Here is a 17945-nt window from a genome sequence, read left to right on the forward strand (position 1 = left end):
GGGTACCCCCTGATTCTATTTCTTTATTTCTCTTGCTTTTCTTTCGAGTTCTTCCATTCTGGCAATCTCTGCTTTTCGTTCTTCTATTTTCACAGCGGCTGCCTTGAGTTCATTGCTTGTTTCAATTAAATCCTGTTCGAATTGGTCGTAATCAGACTTTGTCTCCTCAAACTTTTGGTCGAACGTTTCTCTTGCTTTTCCTTGCCAAGCGCCGCCCAATGCAAATAAACGTGAATTCAGGAGCTGTTTTGAGTTTCTAACCTCTTCTGCCGCTTCACTATATTTGTTTGCCAGCTCGAGTACTTTATTTGAGTCCAACTTTTGCACCCCGCCTTTCCTAATTTAACGCACAAATGGATGGTTTTATATAAATGATTATAAATAATTAGGCATATATCCGAATCCTACAAAAGAACCTTTTCATAAAGGATAGAAGGGTGTATATCCACTTTTATTTTAAGAAAAATGAGACTTTAAGCTTACGTGGAGGTGAACAGATCAATCTGTGTACATATTCAATAAAACAGCCGGGAATTTTCCCGCTTGCTGAGAAAATAAACTAAAACTGATCAAATGACCTAACTGCGCCAAACGCGTTACGGAGAGAATCGTCCCATGATATAAATGTAATGTAAACGTTATCAAGGAGGTCGTCATATGAAGAAAAAATCATTCTCGATTGTGATCGCAGGCGGGGGCAGCACGTTTACCCCGGGAATTGTGTTAATGCTCTTGGATCATTTACAGGAGTTTCCGATCAGAAAGCTGAAGCTATATGATAATGACAAAGCAAGGCAGGAACGAATCGCGGGTGCTTGTGACGTGTTCATAAAGGAAAAAGCGCCGGATATTGAATTTACAGCGACGACTGATCCAAAAGAGGCTTTTACAGATGTGGATTTTGTGATGGCGCATATCAGAGTCGGCAAATATGCGATGCGCGCGCTTGATGAACAAATTCCGTTAAAGTACGGAGTCGTCGGGCAGGAGACATGCGGGCCGGGCGGAATTGCGTACGGGATGCGTTCAATCGGCGGTGTTCTCGAGATTCTGGATTATATGGAAACCTATTCATCGGATGCGTGGATGCTTAACTATTCAAACCCTGCAGCAATCGTAGCCGAAGCGACGCGCCGCCTCAGACCGAATTCAAAAATCTTAAATATATGCGACATGCCGGTCGGAATTGAAGACCGCATGGCACAAATACTCGGCCTGTCGTCAAGAAAAGACATGAAGATCCGGTATTACGGATTGAATCACTTTGGATGGTGGACATCCATAGAAGATCAAGAGGGCAACGATTTAATGCCGAAGCTGAAAGAGCATGTTCGTGAATACGGATATATACCGAAGACGGAAACCGAACAAGTGGAAGCAAGTTGGAATGACACATTCGGAAAAGCGCGCGATGTGCAGGCAGCTGATCCGGACACTTTGCCGAATACGTATTTGCAGTATTATTTGTTCCCGGATGATATGGTCAAAAAATCAAATCCAAATCATACGAGGGCAAATGAAGTCATGGAAGGACGAGAGGCGTTTATTTTCAGCCAATGTGACATGATTACACGTGAGCAGTCTTCTAAAAACAGTGACATTACGATTGATGATCACGCTTCTTATATCGTCGATCTGGCCCGAGCCATCGCTTACAATACGGGCGAAAGAATGCTGCTGATTGTAGAAAACAACGGCGCGATCGTTAACTTTGACCCTTCTGCGATGGTCGAAGTGCCGTGTATCGTCGGTTCGAACGGCCCTGAACCTGTGACAGTCGGCAAAATCCCGCAGTTCCAAAAAGGGCTGATGGAGCAGCAGGTGTCTGTTGAAAAATTAACAGTGGAAGCTTGGGAAGAGAAATCATTCCAAAAGCTGTGGCAGGCGCTGATCCTCTCAAAAACAGTGCCGAACGCCCGCGTGGCGAGATTGATTTTAGAGGATTTAATGGAGGCCAACAAGGAGTACTGGCCTGAGCTTGACCAAAGCCCGAGCCGCATTTCTTAAAAAGTTCCCCCATTTTCTTGGTCTATTATTGTATATAATAGAAAGAAAATGGGGGGATCATATGAGCTTGGAAGAATTGATCAATCAGCATTACAATAAATTAAATGATAACGATTTTTATATTTTAAAATATATCTTGAATCATAAGCACACATGCTATCTTCTCGGAATAAATGATCTGGCGAAAGAGTGCAGTGTGTCGCGTTCTTCGATTTTGCGCCTCTCCCAAAAGCTCGGCTTCAGCGGCTATAGTGAATTCCGTGTGTACTTGAAATGGGAGGATCAGCCTGAAGAAGGGGAAAGCCTCAGCTTTGAAAAGCTGCTTGATGATATAGAAGCCAACCTGAAGTTTTTAAAGACGAAGGATATGACGGAAATGTGCCGGCTGATTGATGAAGCTGAACGAATCTTTGTCTATGGATCGGGGACGGCGCAAACAACGTGCGCCCGAGAGCTGCAGAGAATGTTTGTGTCCCGCCATCGGTATTTGATTTTGATTCAAGACAAAATAGAGTTTGATACGATGCTGGATGATTTCAAAGGTAATGACTTATTTATTATTATTTCACTCTCCGGGGAAACGCCGGAATTAATTCCGCAGGCCCGAATCCTTTCTGCAAAAGGAATTCCCTTTATTTCCATTACGAATTTGAAAAATAACGTGCTCGCCCAGACAACGCCGTACAATCTGTATGCGACAAGCAAGCCCGTGACTTTAAGCGATAAAACGGAGATTGTCGCGTTTGCGCCATTTTTTCTCGTTGGAGAAGCATTGTTCCGGGCTTATGTTGATTATAAAGAGGATGAGAAAAACAACATTGATTAACAGGGGGGTCATGGTATGATGCAAAAAGTACAGCGCTTTGGAAGCGCCATGTTTGTACCTGTTTTATTATTTGCGTTTGCCGGTATTATTGTCGGCCTTAGCACAGTGTTTAAAAATGAAGCCCTCATGGGATCGCTCGCCGATCCTAAAGGGTTTTGGTATCAATGCTGGTATGTCATTGAGCAGGGCGGCTGGACCGTGTTTAATCAAATGCCTCTTTTATTCGCGATCGGCATCCCGGTCGCATTGGCAAAGAAGGCTCAGGCGCGCGCATGTTTGGAAGCGCTTACTGTATACTTGACGTTCAATTATTTTATTAATGCCATCCTTACCGTGTGGGGCGGCGCGTTTGGTGTTGATATGGATCAGGAGGTCGGCGGCACAAGCGGATTAACCATGATTGCGGGCATTAAAACGCTTGATACGAATATTATCGGAGCGATTTTAATTTCCTCCATTGTGGTCTATTTGCACAATCGTTATTTTGATAAGAAGCTGCCGGATTTTCTCGGCATATTCCAAGGCTCAACATACATCGTCATGATCTCATTTTTTATCATGATTCCTGTCGCTTTGGCCGTTGCTTATCTATGGCCGATGGTGCAGAACGGCATCGCTTCTTTGCAAGGATTTCTCGTCGCATCAGGAGCATTCGGGGTTTGGGTATACACCTTTTTAGAACGCATTTTAATTCCGACAGGCCTTCATCATTTCATTTACTCTCCATTTATTTACGGCCCTGCTGTCGCAGAAGGCGGAATTGTCACCTATTGGGCGCAGCATCTCGGCCCATATTCAGAAAGCGCCAAACCGTTGAAAGAGTTATTCCCTCAGGGGGGATTTGCGCTTCACGGCAATTCGAAAATCTTCGGCATCCCGGGAATCGCTTTGGCCTTCTATGTGACTGCTTCAAAAGAAAAGAAAAAAATTGTCGCAGGCCTGCTGATTCCCGTCACGCTGACGGCCATCATCGCCGGCATTACAGAGCCGATTGAATTCACCTTTTTATTTATTTCGCCGTTATTGTTTGCAGTTCATGCGTTATTGGCAGCCACAATGTCTACCGTGATGTTTATGGCCGGGCTCGTCGGAAATATGGGAGGCGGCTTAATAGAAGTGGTCACCCTGAATTGGATTCCGCTTTTCAGCAGCCACGGAATGACCTATGTAAATCAAATCCTGATCGGGCTCGCTTTTACAGCCATTTACTTTTTCACTTTCAGATTCCTTATCCTGAAATTCAATATCGCCACACCTGGAAGGGAAAAGGACGATCAGCAGGAAACAAAGCTATATTCAAAAAAGGAATACAGAGAAAGAAGGAACACACAGAAGGAAACAGCCTCTGCAAAAGAAACAGCGGATGATGAGGCGTTTTTATACATTGAAGCTTTAGGGGGAAAAGACAATATCACAGATGTCACCAACTGCGCCACACGTCTCAGAATCAGCGTAAAGGACGAATCAAAGGTCGAGCCGGACAGCGTATTCCGGGCATTGGGCGCCCACGGCGTCGTAAGAAACGGAAAAGCGCTTCAAGTCATTGTCGGGCTGAGTGTTCCGCAGGTGCGGGAGCGTGTGGAGAGAATACTGAACGGTTAAATACTGCTGCAGAAGTCTATATGCAGAGTGGAAAGAGCGCTTGTTTATCCAGCGCTTTTTTTATGTTTTAAAAAGATGTATGAATTTGTCGTACCTTTGCCACCTGTACATGTAGAAGCGAATGACTTCTATGGTGTTCGTGTTTTAAATAGCAATTAAAAAAATAGGAGGCAGGACAATGACAAACTATACTACTTTCTTAGGACTTTACAAACCCGATAAAGCTGAGGGCGTTGAAGTTGAAAGCCTTTCTCAAAACTTTGAAGCGATTGACAGCAAAATCGGTGCCGCTCTTAGCAATGGTACGTCAACTTATGAAAACTTAAATGAAAGACTTAAAACGTATGAAAACAGATTTGAACATGTTACAGAACGCAACGTTATGGATTTTGGGGCTAAAGGAGACGGAGTAACAGATGATACGCAAGCATTTCATGATGCCATGGGTGACGGAGGTTATGTAGTAACAGTTCCCGCCGGTGTTTTCAGAACATCGGGATTGTTTGTTCCTTCAAATACAATGCTTATCGGAGCAGGCAAGAAAAGAACGGTCATTAAATTATTAGACGAAACACCGGTCGGTCATTCTGTTCTTACCAACAGTGATTACACGAACGGTAATGAAAATATTTACATCGGCCACCTCACACTGGACTGGAACAAGGATACGCGCCCTGCCGGCTGGAAGATTCCGAAAGGCCCCACTTCAAGCTGTTTGCTTTTTGCGAATGTTGACTATTCTTTTGTCGAGCATGTGTTTGCCAAGAATGGCGGCCTCCACGGTTTTGATTCGACAAGCCCGAATTATAATAGACATGGTGAAATGGACGACCCAACTTATTATCAGCCCAATGGCTGTAACTTTGTAACATTTTCACATTGTGAAGCAACAGGGTCCGGCGATGATAACTTTACTTGTCATTTTGGTAAACACACTACTTTCAGTCATTGCCTCTCTTACCATCCTATGGGGTTAAATGACGGAACTTCTAACACGAACTGTTTTGAAATTGATGACGGCTCTCAAGACGTAATGGTTGATAGTTGTATCTCAATTGGAGGAGTCCGAGGTTTTGAGATTAAAGCACATGGTTATGCACCGGCAGCGAAGAGAGTACAGCTTGTTAACTGTCGCGCATACGAAAATGCCATTGGATATAGCATTCGCCATATCGGTCACCACACAGCAAGCGATCCTCAGTCAGCGACAGCCCATGATGTGCAGCTCGCGAATTGTATCGCATATAACCCTAAACCAAATGACCTTTACAAAGGGGCGGGACCAAACGCGTTGCAAATCTCCGGATATGATGGTGTGAGTGTTATGAATTTCCATGCTATTTGTGATGATAGTTCAATTGATTATAAGGGTAATTCTGTAGTCAGTGTATTTTATAAAGGACGCTTAATGAGCTTGAAGAATATAACCATTCGCGGATTTAAGACTGCAGACAATGATTTATATATTGTCGGCGGGGATAACTCAGTAGGTAAAATAATGGTAGATGGTGTCACCTTGATTGACTCCGGAAAAAATGGAGTTGCATTTGGCAGCGGAATGTACGAGTCTGTTGTTAGTAATGTTTGGGGGCAGAGATCTCCAAAAAATAATAGCGGTACAGTTGGAATTTATTCCTCAGATCCAGACCTTAATGTATCCAATTGTGATTTTTCAGGTTATGAAACTGACTTTCACATTGGAGGAGCAGTCACTCCTTATTTCTTATTCAAACATAAAGGAAGCGGAGTCATTGGCTCCCGTGAATCTCACGCTACAGGCAACAATAATTTTGTGGCTGGTTCTGTTCGGGGAAGAGCAACCGGAGCGGCTCAATCTTCAGTGCTTTCTTCGTACAATACAATTAACCCGAATTCAGATTCTGTAGCACTTGGCTGGGGTGCAGGCAGCACTCCGTCATCAGCAAACAGAAAAATTGAGCTTCATGCAAAAGAAGGAACAATTAAGGCCACAGGAAAGATAACAGGTTCCGCTACATTCTCTGACTATGCCGAGTATTTTGAGAGCCTGAGCGGGGAGAAGATTCCGACAGGAACACTGGTCACACTTGAAGGTGATAAGATCAGACCGGCTGAAAAAGGTGATCTCATGCTTGGGGTAATTTCCGAGACTGCCGGAGTGATTCTTGGCGAGTCGAGTTTCCATTGGTCGGGACGATACGTAAAGAATGAGTTTGGCGGCTGCGTTTATGAAGAACAGAAAGATGCAAACGGGCAAATGGTCATGGCTCCAAAAGAAAATCCTGACTATCGACCTGAAGAAGACTATGCTTCAAGAGATGAGAGAGACGAGTGGAACATTGTCGGACTCATCGGCCAGGTATATGTCAGATGCGATGAGACGGTGAAAGCAGGAGATTTTATTCACGCTCATAACGGGATCGCAACAAAATCCGATTCTCCAAACCAGCACTGGCAGGTCATGAAAGTGATCCAAGAGTTTGATGCTGATAAAGGATTTGGTGTTGCTTTCGTTTTTATTCGTTAAATGAAATGACACGCCATGAATGATTATCTGAATAGCGGACGCCTTTTAAAGACTCCGCTATTCATTTTAAAATAAAACACTCTGGTTCAGGCGTTGGTAAAAAGAAAAGATAAGTCAGCCTCCATATATTTACACGCTTCAATCCTTCCATTTTTATCTTCAATGATTTTCATTTTTTACACAAAGTACATAATAAAAGTGCGGGTTCAAGGGTTAATCCTTTATTCATTTAAGACAAACAAATAAAATAAAAATACATATTGATAAACAGGTTTGGGAGGCTTTCAGATGTCAAAGGCTTTATCATACTTAAAACCATACTATTTGATAGCGGGGATAGCTCTTGTCTTGATGCTGACTGAGCTTGCGGTAGAGCTTGTGCAGCCCCTCCTTATCGCAAAAATTATAGATGAGGGGATTTTGAAACAAGACCTTAGGACAGTCTGGGTATGGGGAGCTGTAATGGTCGGGCTTACACTGGTGTCATTTGCGGCGGGAATGCTGAATTCCTTCTATGCGGCTCATGTCAGCCAAAGCTATGCTTACGATACGAGAAAAGGGATATTTCAAAAAATCCAGTCCTTCTCTTTTTCTACTTTTGCGCAGTTTTCCTCCTCATCATTTATTACGAGGCTCACCAATGACGTGACACAGGTTCAAAATATGATCTTCATGAGTCTCAGGTTTATGCTTCGGGCGCCTTTAATGATTGTCGGCGGTGTTATTTTATCATTGGCCGTCAATGTGAAACTTGGTTTTTTTCTGCTTGTGACGATTCCGATTTTGATTCTTTTTTTACTTTGGGTATTAAAAAAAGGGGGTTCGCTGTTCCGCTCTGTGCAGAAACGGCTTGACCAAGTGAACACCATCATGCAGGAAAACCTGGCGGCTATCAAATTGATTAAGGCGCTGCTTCGCGGGAGCCACGAGGTCAAACGGTTTCTGAAATCAAACACCATACTGATGCAAAAAACAGTATCGGCCTTTCGCCTCGTTGAAGCAACGATGCCTGTTTTGATGCTGTTAATGAATATATGCATTCTGTTTATTTTGTGGCTTGGCGCCAATAGCGTGGCACAAAACGGTACGCAGGTCGGCGATGTTGTCGCGATTATTAACTACGCCACACGCATTACAGGCGCGTTGTCCGTTTTTCCGTTCTTGATTATGATTTTTTCACGGGCGAAAGCTTCCGGGGAAAGAATCGGAGAGGTGCTTGAGACAGAAGGCGACGAACGGGAGCGCGGCAAAACGGATGAGCCGCTGAGCGGCCGTATTGATTTTGAAGATGTGTCATTCCGCTATCCCGATATGGAAAGAGAAGCGCTTCATCACATAACCTTTACAGCAAAACCAAAGGAAACGATTGCTCTCTTAGGAGCGACGGGCTCTGGAAAATCAACGTTCTTTCAGTTAATTCCGCGGCTATACAAACCGGATTCAGGCAGGGTTTTGATTGACCGGCAGCCGATTGGCGAGTTTCCGGCTGAAGGGCTTCGGAAGCAAATCGGCTACGTTCCGCAGGAAGTGCTCCTCTTCACGGGAACGATCAGGGAAAATATCGCCTGGGGCAAAGAAAATGCTTCACTAGATGAAGTAATGGAAGCGGCCAAAAGCGCGCAAATTCATGACACGATCATGAAGCTCCCGAAAGGCTATGATACGGTGCTTGGACAAAAGGGCGTCAATTTGTCAGGCGGTCAGAAACAAAGGATTTCCATCGCCAGAGCCTTTATCAGAAAGCCAGCCATTCTTTTATTGGATGACAGTACAAGCGCCCTCGACCTGCAAACAGAAGGAAAGCTGCTTGAGGCGATCAGCGCTTATGAGTGCACAACACTGATCATTACCCAAAAAGTCAGTACGGCCATGAAAGCCGATGTCATATTGCTTCTTGAGGACGGCGAACTGATTGAAAAAGGCACTCATCACGAGCTGCTTTCACAGTCTCATTTGTATCAGCTTATTTACGAGTCTCAATTCGGAAAGGAGGGGGCTGGTCATGCTGAAAGACATTCGTAGTCCTTTCCAATATAAAAAAATAACTATTGATCAAAAAGACCGCTCCAAAAAAAGAACGAAAGCAAAGGATGCCAAAGGGACGCTAGGCAGAATGTGGTCTTACTTGGCTGAGAAAAAAGGCATGCTCACGCTTGTCATGATCATGGTTGTGGTCAGTGCCGTGTTTGGCTTGCTTGGGCCTATTGTGATCGGCCGTGCCATCGACCATTTTATTGTCGGCCGGACGGCAAGCGGGCTTTTTCCGGTATTGCTTGGTTTGTTAGGGATCTATGTCATCCAGTCCCTGTCTTTATGGTTTCAAAACTATTGGATGATTAATATTTCTCAAAGCACTGTATTCAGAATGCGGAGTGAGCTGTTCACCCACTTGCACGAGCTGCCGATTCCGTTCTTCGATAAACAGCGGCACGGCGAGCTGATGAGCCGGGTGACGAATGATATTGAAAATGTCAGTTCAACTTTAAACACGTCGGTCATCCAAATCTTATCAAGCGTCATCACCTTTGTAGGAACGATCTCAGTGATGCTGTACATGAGCCCGCTGCTGACGCTCATCACGCTGATTATCGTGCCGATTATGGCGGTCAGCATCAAATGGATCACCAACCGTACGGGAAAACTTTTTAAAGAGCAGCAAAAAAATCTTGGAGAGCTTAATGGCTATATTGAAGAATCCATTTCAGGCGCCAAGGTCATCAAAGCTTATTCGCGGGAAGAACAGGTGACTGCTGAGTTTTTAGAGAAAAATGACAGCCTGAAGGCTTCCGGCTTTTGGGCGCAGACGATTTCCGGCTTTATCCCGAAAGTGATGAACACGTTGAACAATCTAACCTTTACGATTATTGCGGCCATCGGCGGTTGGTTTGCGTTAAAGGGCTGGATTACGATTGGCTCAATCGTGGTGTTCGCCGAGTATTCAAGACAGTTTACCCGCCCTTTGAACGATCTCGCCAACCAATTTAATACGATGTTGTCCGCCATTGCCGGAGCTGAACGTGTCTTCGATGTGCTCGATGAAAAAGAAGAACGGGAGGATGAAAAGAACGCCTTACATCAGCCGATTCAAACAGGCGCCATTGAATTCAGGCACGTCTCTTTCGGATATGAGGAAGGGAGTCAGACGCTGAAACACCTCAGCTTCACAGTGCCGGCGGGACAATCCATTGCATTTGTCGGCCCGACAGGCGCGGGAAAAACGACTGTCACCAATCTTCTCGCCCGTTTTTATGAACCGGGTGAGGGAGCGATTTTGATTGACGGCATTGATATTAAGGACATGACGAGGTCCAGCCTTCGGAAACATATGGGGTTTGTCCTTCAGGATTCCTTTTTATTTCAGGGAACCATCAGAGAGAATATCCGCTATGGCCGTTTGGACGCAACGGATCAAGAAGTGGAAGAGGCAGCGAAAAACGCCAATGCGCACAGCTTTATCGAACGGCTGCCGAAGGGATATGATACGGTGCTGATCCAAAACGGAGCAGGCATCAGCCAAGGGCAAAAACAGCTGATTTCCATTGCCAGAGCGGTGCTGGCAGATCCGGTTTTGCTGATTTTAGATGAGGCGACAAGCAACATTGATACAGTCACAGAAGTCAAAATTCAGCAAGCCCTTGCCCGCTTGATGGAAGGAAGAACAAGCGTGATGATCGCCCACAGGCTGAATACGATTCAAAGAGCGGATCAAATCGTTGTTTTAAAAGACGGAGAGATGATAGAAAGAGGCAGCCATGCCGAGCTTCTCCGGCAAAAAGGATTTTACAGCAATTTATATGAAAGCCAATTTAAAAGAGCCTAAGTGAGAAAAAAGACCTTTGTGCCAACAGCAAAGGCCTTTTTTTTATATCATTTATGGTACTTTTATTTCATTTTCGTAAAATGTAACAAAATTACTTGACGTAAACAAGTTATCTATATATACTAACTTACACAAAGTAAGTGATAACACTTATCAAGGAGGAACATAATGAATAAATCATTTGAAATTGGCACATTACTTTTAAGGGTAGTTACAGGTATTATCTTTTTTGTTCACGGTTTATCAAAGTTTACGGCAATGGAGGGCACAATCCAATTTTTCGGAAGTATAGGGCTCCCAAGTTTTATGGCTTATGTCATCGCAGCCATTGAACTCGTCGGAGGAGTGCTTGTCTTTTTCGGATTAGCGACACGCATCGTGGGAGTATTGTTTGCCCTAACTCTGCTCGGAGCCATCTTTACAGTAAAACTTAAAGCGCCTTTCATGGGGAATTCTGAATTTGATTATCTTCTGTTGGTAGCATCTATCCATTTAGCTCTTTCAGGGAGCCGTTTCTTGGCGCTAGATTCGTTTGTTTTTAAAGCGAAAAAGGAAGAAAACGTTTCAGCATAAGAAGAGAGGCCATCAATATGACGAGTATCCACGAAGATACAAACATCGGTTATGTCAAATTAAGCATCCGCAGCTTAGAGCATTCCCTGCAGTTCTATTGCGGCGTGATCGGCTTTCAAGTGCTGAAGCAAACAGATACCGCGGCGGAATTGACGGCCGACGGAGAGCACGTTTTGCTTGTCCTTGAAGAAAATCCGAGCGCTGTCGTCTTGCCTGAACGGACAGTAACGGGCCTTTATCACTTTGCGATTCTTCTTCCCGACAGAAAAGAACTCGGCATTGCCATCAACCGCCTGATTGAAAACGGCATCGCAATCGGGCAGGGGGACCACGGCGTGAGTGAGGCGTTCTATCTGTCCGACCCGGACCAAAACGGCATTGAAATATATGCTGACCGGCCGCGCAGCACATGGCAGCGTGATGCAAAAGGAAACTATATCATGGGCACGGCGCCCGTTGATGTGGAAGGTCTGTTAGCCGAGGCGGGAGATGAGCGAAAAAGCTTGCTTCCGGAGGGAACGGTGATAGGCCATATCCATCTTCATGTAAATGATTTAAAAAAGGCGAAAGCATTCTACACAGATATATTAGGGTTTGACATTACAGGCGACTACGCAGGCATGTCCGCCCTTTTCGTATCGGCGGGAGGCTACCACCATCATGTCGGCTTAAACATCTGGGCGGGGAAAAATGCCCCTCCGAAGCCGACAAACGCCAGCGGCCTGGCTTATTACACCATTGTGCTCCCAAACAAGGAAGAGCTCGAAAAGGTGGCAGACAGGCTGCAGAATGCCGGATACACCGTTGAAGAAAAGCACGAAGGATTATATGTAAAAGATCCGGCTTCAGGCGCAGGTATCGTATTTGTGATCTGACAAAGACAGCCCTCTTGCATAGCTCGCAAGGGGGCTTTTTTTATGTGCGTGGGCAAATATTTATCTGAAGTTCGCCATCGCCATTGATGCCAAAAATCGCGGCAATGAAGAAACATTGCAAAATCTCATTTATCCTGATATTGATGCCGGACTGGAAGGCATTCGCTGGATTGAAAATGGTGTGCGTTCAGCAGAAAATGGTTCAGTGTGGGTGGATTTTGTGTAGCCGAAATGAATAAATTTGAAGTGCACACTCAGCTTGAAGAGAAAACAGTTTCTCTTCAAGCTTTTTTCTTTTTGCCAGACCCCTGTATTACTCCTCCCCTGCAGCCTGAAGGAAGACCATTTATTTTTTCGAAACATCTGTCAAAAATTCCAACAGGAAGGTATGATAGAAAATGGAATTTATTGCGGGAGTGAACCAACATGTCGACTCTTCTATTTACAAGGCTATTTACGTTATTGGTGATTTGTTCAGTTTATTTGTTTGTTGCAGCTGACAATCCGTACCATTACATATTTATATGCGGCGGGGCATGTATATTTTTGTCCAACCATTTCTTACTGATAAAAACAAAGCCCCCGCTTATTTTTTGTCTTATTGATATTATTGTAGGTTTTTCATTCGCTTTCGTTTTTCCAGGGACAGGTTTATATATTACGCTGCTCAGCCCTGTCGCGGTTACATTTTTTTTGAAGGGATTTAAACGAAGAACAGTATGGTCTGTCTTGTGTCTTTGTACCATCCTGTGGCTTATTGTGCTGTTCCGTACCTATCAGCTCTTTGGAAATGAACATGTCATGGACCATTGCATCAGTATGACATTTGTTGTGTTCTGCGGAGTGGTCGGCAAATTGATCCGCAAACTAATGGAAGCGCAGGAAACAACAAAACAGCAGTATCAGGAATTGACCGATTCTCATCAAGCCCTCTCTGCGGCCCATCAAGAGCTGCATCTGTACGCGAAACAAGTGGAGAAGCTGACAGCTATTCATGAACGGAACCGAATGGCGAGGGACATCCATGATACCGTCGGCCACAAAATGACAGCCTTGCTCGTTCAGCTTCAGCTCCTGAGAGAATGGCAAAAACGGGACAGCCAAAAAGCGGAGCAAACGGTGGGTGTATGTGAAGCTTTGTCACGTGAAGCATTAGAGGAAATCCGGCTATCCGTCCGGACGCTGCAAGCCGAAAACAGCCAGCCGTCATTTGTCGAAACGCTTAAACAGCTTACTGAGGATTTTTATCAAAACGCGAGGGTGGCGTCAGAGATCGCGCTAAACGGCGATCCCTCGCTGATACCGCTATCACTCCAGCCAGCCATTACAAGAACGGTGCAAGAGGCTTTAACAAATGCCAAACGCCATGGGGGAGCGACAAGGTGCAGCATTCAATTAACATGTGAACCAGAAAAAATCAGCGTGATAATCGAGGATGACGGCAAAGGCAATCCTGAGACGGAAGCCGGCTTTGGCCTTTTGAATATGAAAAAGCGGGCGGCAGAGCATGGAGGAACAGTCCGTTTTGAAAGCGAACGGAGCAAAGGTTTTAAAGTAATAGCGGAATTTTCACTGGCCATAAAGAAATGGAGCTTTGGGCCGGTTCAGCAAAAGGAGAGCTTGTCATGATTAGAATTATGATTACAGATGACCAGGATATTATCAGAGAAGGAATGGCATCCTTGCTTCAGCTTAGGGAGGAGCTGGATGTCGTCGCCACCGCAAGCAGCGGGCAGGAGGCTTTTGAAAAGGCGAAAGAATACCAGCTTGATATCGTGCTAATGGATATCCGCATGCCGATCTCAAGCGGAGTGGAAGGAACGAGACTGATTACAAGCAGCCTCCCGAATGTCAAGGTGCTGATGCTGACTACATTTAAAGATAACGAGCTGATCATTGAGGCGCTGCAAGAGGGTGCAAGCGGGTATCTGTTAAAGGACATGTCGGCAGATACAATCGTAAAAGCTATCATGACTGTGCAATCTGGGGGAATGGTTCTCCCGCCCGAACTGACCGCGCAAATGCTGAACGAATGGAAGAGTGAAAAGAAGCTTAAAGGAATGGAAGAACAAGCGAAGCCGAAAGAGCTGCTCGAATTGACGGAAAGAGAAACGGAAGTACTGGCTGAGCTCGGCCGCGGCCTGAACAATAAAGAAATTGCCGAAAAACTTTTTATCACGGAAGGCACGGTGAAAAATCACGTTTCAAGCATTATTAATAAATTGGCTGTAAGGGATAGAACCCAGGCAGCGATTTATTCTGTCCGATACGGTGTGACCATTTTTCAATAGATTATATGACTTTTGGCATATAGCACGCTCCGGAAAGGCCTGTCACAGGCTTTTTTTTATGCCTGATTTTCTATCGCGCGCCACATGTGCAAACCATCTGCATTTTTTAGACTAGGGTAGGTGACAAAAAAGGAGTGAACACAAGTGCTGCAAGTAGAAAATATCGAAAAAGCTTATGAAAAGAAACTGATCGTAAAAGGGATTTCTTTTACATTAGAAAAAGGCGAAGCATTCGGTTTGTTAGGGCCGAACGGAGCGGGTAAGTCAACAACTATCTCAATGATTGCAGGCCTTGTGCCGCCTGACAAAGGTGAAATTACAGTCGGCGGCTGCATTGTCGGAAAAGATACGAATCAAGCCAAACAGAAAATCGGTGTGGTTCCGCAGGATATCGCTCTTTATCCGACGTTAACAGCGAAGGAAAACTTGCTGTTCTGGGGAAAAATGTATGGCTTAACAAGTGCCGAAGCGAAAAAACGGGCCGTTGAAGTTCTCGAATATGTCGGATTGACAGAACGGGCAAAGGATAAAATTCAGACGTTTTCCGGAGGAATGAAACGCAGAATCAATATCGGCGCCGCTTTAATGCATCGTCCTGAACTGCTCATTATGGATGAGCCGACAGTCGGCATTGACCCCCAATCAAGAAATCATATTTTGCAAACAGTCAAACAGCTGAATGAAGAGGGGACAACGATCATTTATACGAGTCATTACATGGAAGAGGTAGAGTATTTGTGCGATCGAATTGGAATTATGGATAAAGGCGACATGATTGCCATCGGCACAAAAACGGATTTGTGCACACGCTTGGCAGGGGGGACCATCATTCATCTCGCCGTACAATCTATCAATGATGATTTTATTTCCGCGATCCGCTCTCAGGAAAATGTGAGTGATATAGTGGTCCATTCTGATGATAACAAAATAGACATTGTCGCCGAGCAGCATGAAAGAGTAATCAGCGGCATCCTTACCCTGGCGGCCGCTCACCATGTCAGCTTGAAATCCCTGCACGTCCAAGAGCCGAATCTCGAGCGGCTATTCCTACACCTGACCGGACGCACGCTGCGAGATTAGGAGGAAGAAAAATGAAAAAAAGCCTAGTGATCGCATGGAAGGATTTCACCATTAGAATGAGGGACCGAAGAGGCTTTATGATGATGATTTTGATGCCGGTTATATTAACCGCAATTTTGGGTGCTGCACTCGGATCAGTGATTGACGGGGGAAATGAGCTTGATCACATCACAATCGGCTATGTGCAATCAGATCAGTCTGATGCAGCGGTCACCTTCAAAAAGCAGGTTCTGCAAAAAATAGATATGGTAAAAGTGAAGAACGCTGACAATCTGCAAGAATTGAAAAAGCTGCTGGAGGATAAAAAAATAGATGTCGGCCTCGTTATTCCTGAAAACTGGGGTGATACAAAGCAGCTTCCATCCATTTATGCAAATGCTGAGCAAGAGCTGAAAGCATCCGTTGTGGAATCCATAACCGTTTCGTATGCAGACCAATACAGTACGGTACAACATGCAGCGTCATCTTCTATGGCGTATATCGCACAATCTGAAGCGATGAAAGAAGGCAAGATTGACCCTGATTCCTTTAGCGTAAGCCTTGCCAAAGACCTTCAAAAGGCTGCGGCTGCCAAGCTGAGTGTAACAGAGCAATCAGCCGGAAAACACTCGATGACAAGCTTTCAATATTACGCAGCTGCGATGCTTTGTATGTTTATGCTGTTTAATATCACCATCGGCGCTAAATCGCTGCTTCAGGAAAAGGACACAGAGACGTTTGCCAGAATGCTTGTCACCCCAACAGCGAAATATTCGATCCTGTTTGGAAAATTTCTCGGTACATATCTGTTTGCTATTATTCAATTTTTTATTTTCATGGCGGTGACCGCATTGGTGTTTGACGTCGATTGGGGAGACAATTTCGTTCTTGCAGCTATTCTTGGGCTTTCCTACGGGGCGGCAGTGTCTGGTATTTCTGTGATGCTGGCTTCGTTTATCACTGATATGAAAACGGCTGATATTGCAGGCGGCTTCGGCATTCAATTGCTGGCCATTTGCGGCGGTTCGATGCTTCCGCTTTATCAATTTCCCGCCTTTTTGCAGACGATTTCGAACGCGGTGCCGAATAAATGGGCGCTGGAAGGCTTTATTTCGATGATGGAAGGCGGAGGATGGGCTGACCTGCGCCTGCCCGTCCTTTTGTTTGCTGCTGTCTGCGTGTGCTCTCTCGCCATCGGCCTGAAACGTCTTCAAACACGATAAGGAGGAAAAATAGTGAAAAAAATGATAGCGATTTGCAGTATTGAACTCGCTCTGATCTTAAAAAAGCCGCAAAGCTACCTGATGATGTTTGCGGCTCCATTGCTGCTGACATTTGTATTCGGCGGAATCATGGGGAGCGGCGAAGAAAAGCTGAAGCTTGCCATTGTGGATCTGGATGATACGCTGCTCTCTCAGCATTACATCAAGCAGCTTAGAACAAACGATGATGTATACTCATTCGAAAATATGCCGGAGAGTGAAGCAAAAAAAAAGCTGAAGCAAAAGAAAATCGCGGGTGTCATCATGCTGCCCGTCTCGTTCCAGACAGCGCTGGAAAAAGGCCAAAATCCGAATATGACGTTTTTGCACGGACCGGAGCTGGCAGAAGCGCAAATTGTGCAGCAGTATGCCGAAAATAGCCTGTCCAAGCTGAACATACAGGTCACCGCGGCAAAAGAAGCGGGGGCCGCTGCGGGGGAAAGCTGGAAAGCGGCATATAAAGATGTCATCGCGAAAAATACAGTTGGCACAAAATCTGAAGTAAGGCGGACGGATATTGATGACCAAGGAACCGTAAGTAACACAGCTGCAAGAGCGGCCGGATTTGCGATTCTCTTTGTTATGCTGACCATGATCAGTTCAGCCGGAACCATTTTAGAAGCGAGAAAAAACGGCATATGGACAAGGCTGTTCACAACGCCGGCCAGCCGCGCCCAAATTTCTGCCGGGTATTTGCTTTCATTCTTTATCATCGGCTGGCTCCAATTTGGCATACTGCTCCTGGCCACGCATTGGATATTCGGCGTCAGCTGGGGTGATCCTTTCGCTGTCATCATATTAGTCTCGCTGTTCCTCTTAGCCATTGTCGGCATCGGACTGATGATCGCCGCCCTCGCCAAAACACCTGAACAGCAAATGGCTTTAGGAAACCTGTTTGTAATTGCGACATGTATGGTAAGCGGAATGTACTGGCCGATCGAAATTGAGCCGAAGCTGATGCAGTCTGTGGCTGAGTTTCTCCCTCAGAAATGGGCGATGAACGGCTTTACCGACATTATCGCAAACGGCGCGCATATCTCGGATGTACTTGGAATATACGGTATTTTGCTGGCCTTTGCCGCCGTGTTTTTTGCAGCGGGAGTGAAAGCATTGCGATAAAAATA

The 17945-nt window shown here is 45.2% G+C and carries 14 protein-coding genes and 1 pseudogene; 14 read left to right on the top strand and 1 reads right to left on the bottom strand.

Annotation, left to right across the window (positions count from 1 at the left end):
* Positions 1-15 precede the first annotated feature (15 nt).
* Positions 16-318, bottom strand: coding sequence for a WXG100 family type VII secretion target (locus AXI57_RS08445; protein ID WP_004430533.1), 303 nt, complete (start codon positions 316-318; stop codon positions 16-18).
* Positions 319-657: 339 nt separating this feature from the next.
* Between AXI57_RS08445 and glvA the strand changes: the two genes are divergently transcribed.
* The 14 genes and pseudogenes from glvA (at position 658) to AXI57_RS08515 (ending at position 17940) form a co-directional block, all read left to right on the top strand.
* Positions 658-2007 carry a maltose-6'-phosphate glucosidase gene (gene glvA, locus AXI57_RS08450; RefSeq protein ID WP_061669812.1) on the top strand — a complete coding sequence of 450 codons (1350 nt, stop codon included), beginning with the start codon at positions 658-660 and terminating at the stop codon, positions 2005-2007.
* Between the two features lie 61 nt (positions 2008-2068).
* The gene (locus AXI57_RS08455) at positions 2069-2833 is read left to right on the top strand and encodes a MurR/RpiR family transcriptional regulator (protein WP_004430535.1); all 765 of its coding nucleotides are present in this window, start codon (positions 2069-2071) and stop codon (positions 2831-2833) included.
* Positions 2834-2848: 15 nt separating this feature from the next.
* The gene (locus tag AXI57_RS08460) at positions 2849-4435 is read left to right on the top strand and encodes an alpha-glucoside-specific PTS transporter subunit IIBC (RefSeq protein WP_061669813.1); all 1587 of its coding nucleotides are present in this window, start codon (positions 2849-2851) and stop codon (positions 4433-4435) included.
* A 178-nt stretch (positions 4436-4613) separates the two neighbouring features.
* Positions 4614-6941 carry a peptidase G2 autoproteolytic cleavage domain-containing protein gene (locus AXI57_RS08465; RefSeq protein ID WP_061669814.1) on the top strand — a complete coding sequence of 776 codons (2328 nt, stop codon included), beginning with the start codon at positions 4614-4616 and terminating at the stop codon, positions 6939-6941.
* A gap of 288 nt (positions 6942-7229) precedes the next feature.
* Complete coding sequence (locus AXI57_RS08470; protein WP_061669815.1) at positions 7230-8963, top strand: ABC transporter ATP-binding protein; 1734 nt, start codon at positions 7230-7232, stop codon at positions 8961-8963.
* Positions 8944-10761, top strand: a complete 1818-nt coding sequence (locus tag AXI57_RS08475) for an ABC transporter ATP-binding protein (RefSeq protein ID WP_061669816.1) — start codon at positions 8944-8946, stop codon at positions 10759-10761. The genes AXI57_RS08470 and AXI57_RS08475 overlap by 20 nt, the downstream gene beginning before the upstream one ends.
* Before the next feature lie 168 nt (positions 10762-10929).
* Positions 10930-11334: a DoxX family protein gene (locus tag AXI57_RS08480; RefSeq protein WP_061669817.1), complete on the top strand. Its 405-nt coding sequence runs from the start codon at positions 10930-10932 to the stop codon at positions 11332-11334.
* Positions 11335-11351: 17 nt separating this feature from the next.
* A complete protein-coding gene (gene catE / locus AXI57_RS08485) occupies positions 11352-12209 on the top strand; it encodes a catechol 2,3-dioxygenase (RefSeq protein ID WP_061669818.1) in 858 nt (285 codons plus the stop codon).
* Between the two features lie 46 nt (positions 12210-12255).
* A pseudogene (locus AXI57_RS20770) lies at positions 12256-12435 on the top strand (gfo/Idh/MocA family oxidoreductase); the annotation flags it as partial.
* 200 nt (positions 12436-12635) lie between these two features.
* Positions 12636-13838, top strand: a complete 1203-nt coding sequence (locus AXI57_RS08495; RefSeq protein WP_061669820.1) for a sensor histidine kinase — start codon at positions 12636-12638, stop codon at positions 13836-13838.
* On the top strand, positions 13835-14500 hold the full coding sequence (locus tag AXI57_RS08500; protein WP_061669821.1) for a response regulator transcription factor: 666 nt from the start codon (positions 13835-13837) through the stop codon (positions 14498-14500). The genes AXI57_RS08495 and AXI57_RS08500 overlap by 4 nt, the downstream gene beginning before the upstream one ends.
* 144 nt (positions 14501-14644) lie before the next feature.
* The gene (locus AXI57_RS08505) at positions 14645-15580 is read left to right on the top strand and encodes an ABC transporter ATP-binding protein (protein WP_061669822.1); all 936 of its coding nucleotides are present in this window, start codon (positions 14645-14647) and stop codon (positions 15578-15580) included.
* An 11-nt stretch (positions 15581-15591) separates the two neighbouring features.
* A complete protein-coding gene (locus AXI57_RS08510) occupies positions 15592-16782 on the top strand; it encodes an ABC transporter permease (RefSeq protein WP_061669823.1) in 1191 nt (396 codons plus the stop codon).
* A gap of 12 nt (positions 16783-16794) precedes the next feature.
* Positions 16795-17940 carry an ABC transporter permease gene (locus AXI57_RS08515; protein WP_061669824.1) on the top strand — a complete coding sequence of 382 codons (1146 nt, stop codon included), beginning with the start codon at positions 16795-16797 and terminating at the stop codon, positions 17938-17940.
* Positions 17941-17945: the final 5 nt, after the last annotated feature.

This window comes from Bacillus atrophaeus (genome assembly GCF_001584335.1).
GTDB classification, from domain to species: Bacteria; Bacillota; Bacilli; order Bacillales; family Bacillaceae; genus Bacillus; species Bacillus atrophaeus.

Excerpts from the sequence above, each read along its gene's own strand:
- glvA (WP_061669812.1), top strand. The coding sequence starts at position 658 with ATGAAGAAAAAATCATTCTCGATTGTGATCGCAGGCGGGGGCAGCACG.
- AXI57_RS08455 (WP_004430535.1), top strand. The coding sequence starts at position 2,069 with ATGAGCTTGGAAGAATTGATCAATCAGCATTACAATAAATTAAATGAT.
- AXI57_RS08460 (WP_061669813.1), top strand. The coding sequence starts at position 2,849 with ATGATGCAAAAAGTACAGCGCTTTGGAAGCGCCATGTTTGTACCTGTT.
- AXI57_RS08465 (WP_061669814.1), top strand. The coding sequence starts at position 4,614 with ATGACAAACTATACTACTTTCTTAGGACTTTACAAACCCGATAAAGCT.
- AXI57_RS08470 (WP_061669815.1), top strand. The coding sequence starts at position 7,230 with ATGTCAAAGGCTTTATCATACTTAAAACCATACTATTTGATAGCGGGG.
- AXI57_RS08475 (WP_061669816.1), top strand. The coding sequence starts at position 8,944 with ATGCTGAAAGACATTCGTAGTCCTTTCCAATATAAAAAAATAACTATT.
- AXI57_RS08480 (WP_061669817.1), top strand. The coding sequence starts at position 10,930 with ATGAATAAATCATTTGAAATTGGCACATTACTTTTAAGGGTAGTTACA.
- catE (WP_061669818.1), top strand. The coding sequence starts at position 11,352 with ATGACGAGTATCCACGAAGATACAAACATCGGTTATGTCAAATTAAGC.
- AXI57_RS08495 (WP_061669820.1), top strand. The coding sequence starts at position 12,636 with ATGTCGACTCTTCTATTTACAAGGCTATTTACGTTATTGGTGATTTGT.
- AXI57_RS08500 (WP_061669821.1), top strand. The coding sequence starts at position 13,835 with ATGATTAGAATTATGATTACAGATGACCAGGATATTATCAGAGAAGGA.
- AXI57_RS08510 (WP_061669823.1), top strand. The coding sequence starts at position 15,592 with ATGAAAAAAAGCCTAGTGATCGCATGGAAGGATTTCACCATTAGAATG.